This window comes from Clostridium sp. 1001270J_160509_D11, from assembly GCF_015667935.1.
In the GTDB taxonomy this organism is placed as follows: Bacteria; Bacillota; Clostridia; order Peptostreptococcales; family Peptostreptococcaceae; genus Intestinibacter.
Genome location: NZ_JADPET010000103.1, coordinates 1 through 10,580, shown reverse-complemented (window position 1 = coordinate 10,580; position 10,580 = coordinate 1). Strand labels below are relative to the sequence as shown.

Sequence of the window (10,580 nt, the reverse complement as noted above, 5' to 3'; positions counted from 1 at the left end):
TCTAAGGTGAATACCTAGCTTTTTTAGATAGTGATGACTTTGTATTTGATATACAGTTTAATGAAGAAGATATAACATATAAATCACTTCACAAAAAAATTAAAACAGTAGGAGAGGTATTAAGCAAAAATATAAGCTTGATTTACGATGCTATATTAAAAACAGATAAAATTTCTACTAGATCAGAGTATAGAGAATTTGTAACAAGTAAAGTATTTATGCAAAATTGGGATTTAGAAGAATTAGAACTAAAATATGACTTAAATAATATAGACAGTATAAGAAATTACATAGAAAGCAACATAAATAATGAAGATATAAATTATATGTCAATGCCTACACCTCAAGATATAGGTCTTAATTTTAATTGTGAATATGTAAAACAAACAGACGAAAATTCAGATTTTGGATACTATGGCTCTCTTAGCTTCAATATAAGCGGACATATTCTCGATTATAAATTTGATGATTTTATAAATTACTTAAATCAATTTATAAAAGAATCTAGCAAAATATTAAAATCACTGTGTGCAAATATATTTATATCTGAAAAAAATCTTAAGCCTGACTACTATAATTTATTTGAAATGGAAAATATAAATGATATAAGTCAGTATGAAAACTCTGATGATTATATAAATAACAAGTTATACGGCTACTTAAACGGGGTAGAAGGTATCAATTTTATACCAAAAGCTTTATTTTCAAAAATAGATAAAAATTTATTAAAAGACGATATTTTTGAAATTAAAGAAGAGGCAAATGGAGTTTTCATAAATATAAATAAAGACTTAGATAAGGTAAATATATATGATAAGTATAAAGTTAGGGATATATTAAATTCAATTTTGATAAAGGGATATTCTGAACACGACTTAGTTCATTTTATGCAGTTTTTAGGTAGAGTACCTGTATATATGGATGAAATTATTTTAGTAGAATCATTAGAGGAAAAAATAAGACAAGATATTTACAATAAATACTTTGTTATAACTAAAAATCAAGAAATAGAAGATTTAAAATTAGATTCTGAAAAATTTAGATTACATAAATTTAACTGCGCTTAAATTTAAAAAATAAAAGCAATTTATATATCGAAAGTAATATAAAACTTAAAGATATATAAATTGCTTTTTTAATTCTAATTAATTATATATTATCTAATTTGTGTATAATGTATAATTTGAAAATATATTATAATTACTCTACTATAGTCATCTCTTCTTCATTAAATTCTATTAATTTTTGGACATAGACTTTATTTGCAAAAGCGCGAGTTGCTGCAACTAATATTTTATTATGTATATTGTCATCTATTAATTTAGTTTGTTCATCTTTACTTTCATTTAAGAATGTACTTTTTAAAGAGTACTCTAATTCATTACAAAACATATTGTAAAACTCTTCTACTTCATAGTCTTGATTATTTATTATTTTAGATATTTCAGATATACTAAGGACTTTTTTTAATATAGAAATAATAATTAAATAAGCTACATGAAATTTTTTATATCTCTTTTTAAATGGTTTTTCTATAACATTTTGTTTTACATAATTATTTATCATAGATTTTGTAATTATATTTTCGTCATTTTCAGATGAAAATATAATTAATGAATTTTCTATAATATTTAAAACTTGATCCATATATAAATCTATATCTGGAAGTTCATTGAATCTAGGAAGATGAAATTCTAAAATTTCTTTTATGTAGTGAGAATCTTTAAAATCCAAATTTATCAGCTCCTTTTGTCATATATATTAATAACACTTTCAAATAGCTAAGTATTTATCTTAAAAGTTTATCACGTAGTACAAAAATAATCAATAATAACAAATAATAGATTATATAATATTAAATACTACATCAAATAATATCCATTATAAAAAATACTTGACTTGGTAAAGATAAAGATATAATATAGTATTAAATACTACATAATAAAATATATGATATGAAAATTAAAATTAAAATAAATTTATGAAAGAAAGGTATGATAGATATGAAGAAAATAACTATTTGGGGGGATTCTGTACTTAAAGGAGTAGTATTAGAAGAAGGTAGAGATAGATATTCTTTATTAAAAGATAGTAGTATAGAACTTACTAAAAAAGAATTAGGACTTACAATAAAAAATAATTCTAAATTTGGGCTTACAGTTACAAAAGCTATGAGACTTATGGATAAAAGTTTATCTAAAGGCGATTTACCTAATTATGCATTAGTAGAATTAGGTGGAAATGACTGTGATTATAATTGGAAAGAAATATCTGAAAATCCAGATGGAGAATATCTGCCAAATACACCATTACCTAAATTTATAGAAAGTATCAATACTATTATAGAAAAATTTAGAGCTAATGGAATAGAACCCATACTTACAAATTTACCGCCACTTTCTTCACAAAAATATTTTGATTGGTTTGCCAAAAATGGTTTAAATACAGATAATATAAAGAAGTGGATGGGAAATATAGATAGAATATACAAACACCAAGAAACTTATTCCCTTGCGCTTATGGATATTGCAAATAAGCAAAAATGCGATCTAATAGATATACGTACACCGATAATATTAGAACAAAATGTAGATGATTATATTTGTGAAGATGGTATACATCCAAACGAAAAAGCACATAAGCTAATGGCAAATACATTTATAAATTATATAAATAAAAAGATGGCATATCCATCTTAATTATATAAAATTGTAAAAGAAGAAATAAAAATATCCAACTTAAAATAAATTAAAATTTAATAAATCTTAATAAATAAAAGAGTATAACAGTAGGTAAAATCTGTTATACTCTTTTGTATAGGAAAAATTGTTTATAGGGAGATTTTTAAATGAAAATTGAAATTTTTAAAAATGAAAAAGCAAAGGTCGAGCAGGACTTAAAGTCGATCAAAAGAAAAAGTGATTTGATAAGTTGGATAAGAGTAGCATTATTTATATTAATGGTCGTATTTTTAACTTATGGATATTTTAATAAAAATAATAAATTTTATCTTTTAGTATTAATATCTGCTTTAGTATTTTTAATTCTTGTAAAATACCACAGCAATATAGAAGCTGATGTAAAATACAAACAAAGTAAAATACAAGTATACAATAAATATATAAAAAGGTTAAATGGGACTTGGTACGATTTTAAAGACAAAGGAAGTGAATATCTAGATGAGAATATGCCTTATTTAAAAGATTTAGACATATTTGGAGAAGGATCACTTTATCAATATATTTGTAGTGCAAATACTCTATATGGTAAAAAGTCTTTAGTAAATCATTTAAAACAAACTAAATACAACTTAGAAGACATAATAAAGTATCAAGATGCAGTAAAAGAATTATCATCTATGAAAGAGTTTTCTAATGAAATAGAGACGCTTTCATATTTAATAAAACAAAATAAAAAGAAAAATATAAATAAAGAAATCAAAAAGTTTATCGAAGTATGTGAAGAGAAGACACAAAGTCAATCTAAAATAAAGAAAATTCTTATGATAGTATTGCCGGCAATATTTATAGCATTAGCAGTATTATCTTTAATAGGAATAAATCCTATATATGAAAATTTATTAAAATCAGTACTAGTTATAAACTTGATTTTAGCATTTGCCAATATGGCTAAAAGCACAGCTATACTATCACCAATAGGAGATTTTTATAAAAACATAAAAGTATACGATAATCTTTTTAAAGAAATAGAAAAGACATCTTTTGAAAGTAAATACTTAAATGAATTGAAAGAAACCTTAAATAAAGATGGCGGCAGTATAAATGCAGTAAAATCACTAAAAAAAATAGGCTCATATATAGAGTTAAGACAAAATTTCTTGGGAAATATAATTTTAAATGGGATATTTTTATGGGACTTTAACTGTATAGATATGTTCGATAAATGGAAAAAATCTTACGGAAAGAATATGAGAAGCTATTTAGAAGTAGTAGGTGAATTTGAAGCACTTATAAGTCTAGCATCTATAACATATATAAGAGATGACTATACTTTTGCCAATATAAATGAATGCAAAAATGAAAAGCCTAATATAGATTTTAAAAATTTAAAACATCCTCTTATAAAAATTGAAGATGCAGTAGGAAATAGCATAGACTTAAAAGGTCAGACATGTGTAATAACAGGTTCTAATATGTCAGGTAAGACTACATTTTTAAGAAGCATAGGTATAAACTTAGTTTTAGCATATGCGGGAGGTCCTGTACTCGCATCTAGCTTCGATACATCTATTATGAAAATACTTACATCTATAAGAGTCGAGGACAATGTAAACAAAGGAATTTCTACTTTTTATGCTGAACTTTTAAGAATAAAAGAAATGACAGAGTACAACAAACATGAAAGACCTATGATATGCTTGATAGATGAGATATTTAAAGGTACAAATTCAGCAGATAGAATAATATGTGCTACTGAATCTATTAAAAAATTATCTCAGCCATGGAGTATAACATTAGTCTCAACTCACGACTTTGAGCTTTGTAATTTAGAAAGTGATAAAAGTATAAATGCTGTAAATTATCATTTTGCTGAGTATTATCAAAACAACGAAATTAAATTTGATTATAATATACAAGAGGGAAGATGTGTTACAACAAATGCAAAAGTTCTTCTTAAGATGGTAGGAATAGTTGATGAGATAAAGTAACTCATAAATTACAGAATAATATCTAAAAACATGATAGATTAAAATATATAAATACAAAATATATATAAACATAAAAATAAAAATAAAGTGATAGTTAAATCTATCACTTTATTATTTATCATCATTTATGTATTCTAAAATATCGCCAGGCTGGCATTCTAAAACTTCACAAATTTTATCTAGTGTCGTAAAACGAATTGCTTTTGCTTTGCCGTTTTTTAAAATCGAAATATTGGCCATAGTTATACCGACTTTTTCAGAAAGCTCTGTTACGCTCATTTTCTTTTTTGCCAAGACGACATCTAAATTAATTCTTATCATAAGATCACCTCTATATTTTACACAATTTATATTGTAAGATCATTTTCATCTTTTAAATCACAAGCCTTTTGTACAAGATGTGCAAGTACAGCTGTAAATACTGAAATACACATAGCTATAAATATCACAAATAATATTATAATTAAAATACTTAAATGTAGCAAATTAAAATATAATAAAATAAGAGCGCCTACAAAATATAAAAAGCATTCACATAGAGCGTATCTTCTAATTCTATTTAAAGAATCTATGTTTTTCTTAGAAAAAGAATTATCTTTATTTATTTCATTTGAAATTTTCCAGCCTTCAAATAACGCTGCATAAAAAGGAATTATTGTAATCCATATAAATATTATAAATGGATAGTATAATGGGAGAAATTGTGGAGTTGATATAGATATATCGCTTGCTAATTTTGGCACAATTACAAATCCACAAATCGCAAGAATTATACAAGTTAATCCTATAAATAATTTTAATGATTTTGCCAATTCATTTTGTTTCATAATAACCTCCAAAATAATTTTTATTTTGTTATAAAATAATAATAACAGAGAAAGAAAAAGTAGTCAATTGTTACTTATCGTTTAACGATAAAAAAATATTGTTTTTTAATATGTAAGGTATTTTATATAATTGCGAAAAAAGTTGAAAAAACTTGTTTTATGTAGTTTGTTTTGTATACAGACAAAATATATTGTGATATAATTAGCTAAATAGTTTTAAATAAATAAATGAGGTGACAGACTTGAAAGAATTACAAGAGAAAATACTTAACGAGGGGACTGCTGTAAACGAAACTGTACTGAAAGTTGATGGATTCTTAAATCATCAAGTAGATCCAGTTCTTATGCACAATATAGGAGAAGATTTTGCAAATTACTTTAAAGATAGAGGAATAACAAAAGTCTTTACTATAGAAAGTTCAGGAATAGCACCGGCTGTTATGGCAGCTATAAAACTAGGTGTGCCAATGGTAATACTAAAGAAACAACAATCTAAAATATTAAACGGAGAAGTTTATCAAACTAAAGTAACATCATTTACAAAGGGGACTAGTTATGAACTTACTTTATCTAAAAAGTACATAGATAAAGATGATAAGATATTATTAATCGACGACTTCTTAGCTAACGGAGAGGCAGCACAAGGTGGAGTTAGATTAATAGAAGAGGCTGGAGCTACTATAGAAGGGATAGGAATAGTTATAGAAAAATCATTCCAACCTGGACGTAAAAAACTTGAAGATAGGGGATTCGATGTATATTCTCTTGCAAGAATATCAAGACTTGCTGAAGGTGTTATTGAATTTGTAGAAGAAATATAAAACAAGAGGGCTGTTCATTTTGAATAGTCCTTTATGATGTTGAAATATATTAATAACGAAAAAGTAAATTTTTATTATATAAGGGAGTGCTACTATGGAATATTGGGATATATATGACAAAGATGGTAATTTTACAGGAAGAAAAAAAGGTAAATACGAAAAATGGGATAAAGATGAATATCATCTAGCTACAGAAGTTTGGGTTATAAATTCTAAAAAACAAATTTTAATTCAACAAAGATCAGAAAAATGTCAGCTACTTCCTGGGATATGGGCTCTTACAACTGGAAGGGTAGTATCTGGTGAGACAACAAGACAAGGATGTATAAGAGAATTAAAAGAAGAATTAGGCATTGAAGCTAAGGAAGAAGAATGTAATTTAGTAAAGTCATTATTAAAAAATAGACTAGGGATGATTTGGGATATATATTTTTTAAGAAAAGATGTAGAACTTGAAGATGTAACTCTTCAAAAGGAAGAAGTCTCTAGAGTTAAGCTAGTAAACACTGATGAATTTAGAGATATGCTAAAAGAAGGAATTATGTGTGAGTACAGCGAAGTATATGAATTGTTAGACATTATAGATGAATTAGACTAATAATTTACTTAGAATTAAAAAAGGAGCTATAAATTAGCTCCAATTTTATATAAATTTAATAGTTATTTATTTTTCTGTCTATATTAGATATTATAAATGAAACAAAAGAGAAAATAAGTAAAACAACAAATACACTCTTCATACCATAGACAAAACTGCCATATACTATATCTTTTACTTTATAACCTGCTAATTTGCTCATTTGATGATAAAGAATTGATGTAGAGATTGATGTACCAGATGCCATACCTAAATTTCTTATAAGAGAGTTTATACTACCTGTTATTCCGAGATCTTTTGTTGGGACTGTACTCATAACAAGTGTTGTATTAGGTGAATTAAACGTACCACTTGCAAATCCAAAAATAAAAAGTGAACTAACTAAAAATAATCTAGATGTATTTTCATTAAATTGAATCATTAAAAACATAGAACATATTATAATAAAAATACCTGTGAGAGTGACTTTTTTTGGCCCAATTTTATCAGATAAGTATCCGCTTAAAGGGGCGATAAAAAACATCACAAGAGGATTTACTAATATAATTGCTGATATTTCTGCTTGCGAATAATTTAATATATCTGTCAGATAAAACGGTATAATTAAATTTATTGAACTAGATATAAAATAAAAAATAAAAGCACAAACTAAATTAAGACAAAGCGACTTAATTTTAAAAAGACTTGTATTTAACATAGGTTCTTCTAATTTATTTTCAAATCTTATAAATAAAAACAACAATATAAATACTACTAAAAATCCTAGACCTACATATAAATTGTTAAATCCAAAATCCTGACTTAATAAAAGCGATGAAAATAATATAAATATACATACAAAAAATATAAAAGCACCAGATTTATCTAGTTTTATATCAGATGTAGAATTTCTTCCTGGTAAGGTTTTATATCCGACTATAAATGCTATTATTCCTATAGGGATATTTATTAAAAATATAAAATGCCAGCTTAAATAAGTTGTGATAAACCCACCAAGTGCAGGACCTAAGATAGAGCCTAATGCAACAGCAGAACCAGACATTCCAAGAGCTCGCCCTCTTTCGTTGGGAGGAAATACAATAGCAGTAAGCCCTTGATTATTTGCCATAACAATTGATGCGCCAACTCCTTGTATAATTCTAGATATTATCAATACTACTATATTAGGTGATATACTGCATAAAAAAGAGCCAAATATAAATACAATTATTCCATATAAAAAAACTCGACCTTTTCCTTTTAAATCACCAAGTTTTCCAAAAATTATAATCGTAGTTGCAATAGTTACTATATATGATGAGACTATTAAACTTGAAAGAGATAAGTTTATGCCGAGATCTTTTTTAATAGATGGCAAAACTACATTTACAATACTTGCATCGAGAGAACCCATAAAAGGGACAACTATCAATACAAATTGAATAATCCATCTATTTTTATATATTGTTTCTTCATCAAAATTAAAGTTTTTCAAGGTATGCACCCCCTTTATATTATACGGGATTAAGAAAATTATAGTACTAAAGGATTTGGAAAGTCAAATACAGTAATAAATAATTTACATATTATGGAATATAGTGTAAAATAATATTATTTATGATGAGGAGAAAATATGATATATAAACTAATAATAGAATTTACTTTAGATGATAATTGCAGAAAATCGACTATTTAGAAGGAATTTTAAATAAAATGTAGAATATTATAAGAATACAAACAAAATTAAAATAAGTCACTTCAAAAATATTTAAATATAGACTGTCAAAGTCATAACTACTTTTATTAAGGGAGTAATATTTTCTAAATTATAAAAATAGGTAAATTATTAATAAGGGGGTAATATACATGATACTAGAGAAAAATCCAACACAGACGGATGTTGAAGATGTATCAGAGGGTTCAAAAGAAATTTATTCAAATCAATCTGCCAACCTAGATGATTCCATGAAAATTTATTTAAAAGAAATTGGGAAGATACCATTATTGAGTAAGCAAGAGGAGTTAGAAATAGCTAAAAGAATTTCTGAGGGGGATGAAGAGGCAAAACAAATATTAATAGAGTCAAATCTTAGATTAGTTGTGAGTATAGCGAGAAAATATGCGAGAAAAGAAATGCCTATATTGGATTTAATTCAAGAGGGAACGTTAGGACTTATAAAAGCGGCTGAAAAATTTGATTATACAAAAGGATTTAAATTTAGCACCTATGCTACATGGTGGATTAGACAATCAGTTACAAGAGCAATAGCAGATCAAGGTAGAACTATTCGAGTTCCAGTTCATATGATAGAAAAAATCAATAAAGTATCGAGTGTATCATCATCTCTTTCAAAAAAATTAGGACGAGAACCAAGACCAGAAGAAATATCAAAAGAAATGAATATGCCCCTAAAAAAAGTAATACAAGTTTTGAGAATATCTCAAAAAACGCAGTCAATAGACTCTACAATAGGACAAGAAGATGATACAGAGTTAGAAGAGATAATCGCTGACAAAAAAACACAATCTCCAGAAGAAATCGTCACAACTTCAATGCTTTCAGAACAAATTGAAGAAGTACTAGAGACATTGAGTGATAGAGAAAAAGGAATATTATCGCTTAGATATGGATTAAAAGATGGAGAAAAGAAAACACTAGAAGAAGTAGGAAAGGCTTTTAATGTAACGAGAGAAAGAGCAAGACAAATTGAAAATAGAGCACTTAGAAAATTAGCGCATCCAAGTCGTGCAAATAAGTTAATAGATTATTATTATGATATATGCTAGAAAACACCATAAGTTTTAAACTTGTGGTGATTTTTATGAAAATAAAATATTTATAATATAAGTATATTTTAAAAATAAAAATCGTTACCTAAGCAAAAGACTTAAGTAACGATTTTTTATTTATTATCATATAAAAAAGCTGGGACAGAGTTATAGATATGTTTATCTCCAACTACTAAAAGCAAGTCGCCAGCTAAGAATTCTATATATGGACCAGGAGATATTATAAGTTCTTCGCCTCTTTTTACAGCAACAATTGTTGCACCTGTATTTTGCCAAAACTTAGTTTCGCCTGCTGTTTTACCTATGTATTTACAATCTTCTTCAATAGTAAATTGAACTGGAACTAATGGATTTATAATTTCTAGTCTGTTTGAATAGTCGATTATTTTGTTTAATGTTTCGACAATTTCATTTTCTAATTTAGATTTTTCTCCAAGCAATTTATATAAACTACTTTTGTAAGATGAAATATTAGTGATATCTTGATATTTTTTGATAAATGATAGAGCATTTTTAGAAGATAAGACAATAACGCCTTTTCCTTTAACGCTTTCAACGATTTTAATATCTTCTAGAAGTTTTATTGCACGTCTTATAGTTTCTGGAGAAACATTGTATTTTCCAGCTAAAACAGAACGACCGTATAATGTACTTCCTTCAACTATACTACCTGTATAAATTTTATTAGCTAAATCTAATGCAATTTTTTGATAAATAGGCATAGTATAATTATCTTGCATATTATAACCTCCTTTAATAGTGATTTCAAATAACCTTTATTACTATTTTATAACTATTAGATTAATATGCAATACAAAAAAATAAAAAATTCAATATATTGTTAAAAAGTTTTATTATGACATATTTTGATAATATATATATAATATACTTTACAT

General features: G+C 25.9%; 11 protein-coding genes. 6 read left to right on the top strand and 5 right to left on the bottom strand.

From position 1 onward, the window contains the following. Positions 1-137 precede the first annotated feature (137 nt). Positions 138-1,067 (top strand): hypothetical protein, encoded by a 930-nt coding sequence (locus I4U58_RS09810; RefSeq protein WP_195931124.1) that lies wholly within the window; start codon positions 138-140, stop codon positions 1,065-1,067. Positions 1,068-1,200: 133 nt separating this feature from the next. Here I4U58_RS09810 and I4U58_RS09805 read toward each other — a convergent pair whose 3' ends face one another. Beyond that, complete coding sequence (locus I4U58_RS09805) at positions 1,201-1,734, bottom strand: DUF1836 domain-containing protein (protein ID WP_195931123.1); 534 nt, start codon at positions 1,732-1,734, stop codon at positions 1,201-1,203. A gap of 269 nt (positions 1,735-2,003) precedes the next feature. Between I4U58_RS09805 and I4U58_RS09800 the strand changes: the two genes are divergently transcribed. Both I4U58_RS09800 and I4U58_RS09795 read left to right on the top strand, forming a co-directional pair. Beyond that, on the top strand, positions 2,004-2,699 hold the full coding sequence (locus I4U58_RS09800) for an SGNH/GDSL hydrolase family protein (protein ID WP_195931122.1): 696 nt from the start codon (positions 2,004-2,006) through the stop codon (positions 2,697-2,699). A gap of 149 nt (positions 2,700-2,848) precedes the next feature. Then, positions 2,849-4,669, top strand: coding sequence for a mannonate oxidoreductase (locus I4U58_RS09795; protein WP_195931121.1), 1,821 nt, complete (start codon positions 2,849-2,851; stop codon positions 4,667-4,669). 111 nt (positions 4,670-4,780) lie between these two features. On the opposite strand, the gene I4U58_RS09790 is transcribed toward I4U58_RS09795, so the two are convergent. Both I4U58_RS09790 and I4U58_RS09785 read right to left on the bottom strand, forming a co-directional pair. Further along, entirely contained in the window at positions 4,781-4,990 is a 210-nt protein-coding gene (locus I4U58_RS09790; protein ID WP_195931120.1) for a helix-turn-helix transcriptional regulator, read from the bottom strand. Between the two features lie 26 nt (positions 4,991-5,016). Next, positions 5,017-5,496, bottom strand: a complete 480-nt coding sequence (locus I4U58_RS09785) for a DUF2975 domain-containing protein (RefSeq protein WP_195931119.1) — start codon at positions 5,494-5,496, stop codon at positions 5,017-5,019. A 242-nt stretch (positions 5,497-5,738) separates the two neighbouring features. Between I4U58_RS09785 and I4U58_RS09780 the strand changes: the two genes are divergently transcribed. Together I4U58_RS09780 and I4U58_RS09775 are read left to right on the top strand one after the other, a co-directional pair. Next, positions 5,739-6,317, top strand: coding sequence for a xanthine phosphoribosyltransferase (locus tag I4U58_RS09780; RefSeq protein WP_195931118.1), 579 nt, complete (start codon positions 5,739-5,741; stop codon positions 6,315-6,317). A gap of 94 nt (positions 6,318-6,411) precedes the next feature. Then, positions 6,412-6,915, top strand: coding sequence for an NUDIX domain-containing protein (locus I4U58_RS09775; RefSeq protein WP_195931117.1), 504 nt, complete (start codon positions 6,412-6,414; stop codon positions 6,913-6,915). Positions 6,916-6,970: 55 nt separating this feature from the next. Here the strand turns inward: I4U58_RS09775 and I4U58_RS09770 are convergent, their stop codons facing one another. Next, on the bottom strand, positions 6,971-8,389 hold the full coding sequence (locus tag I4U58_RS09770; RefSeq protein WP_207743859.1) for an MFS transporter: 1,419 nt from the start codon (positions 8,387-8,389) through the stop codon (positions 6,971-6,973). Between the two features lie 371 nt (positions 8,390-8,760). Between I4U58_RS09770 and I4U58_RS09765 the strand changes: the two genes are divergently transcribed. Next, complete coding sequence (locus I4U58_RS09765) at positions 8,761-9,681, top strand: sigma-70 family RNA polymerase sigma factor (protein WP_195931115.1); 921 nt, start codon at positions 8,761-8,763, stop codon at positions 9,679-9,681. A 116-nt stretch (positions 9,682-9,797) separates the two neighbouring features. Here I4U58_RS09765 and I4U58_RS09760 read toward each other — a convergent pair whose 3' ends face one another. After that, positions 9,798-10,424, bottom strand: coding sequence for a TrkA C-terminal domain-containing protein (locus tag I4U58_RS09760; RefSeq protein ID WP_195931114.1), 627 nt, complete (start codon positions 10,422-10,424; stop codon positions 9,798-9,800). Positions 10,425-10,580 lie beyond the last annotated feature (156 nt).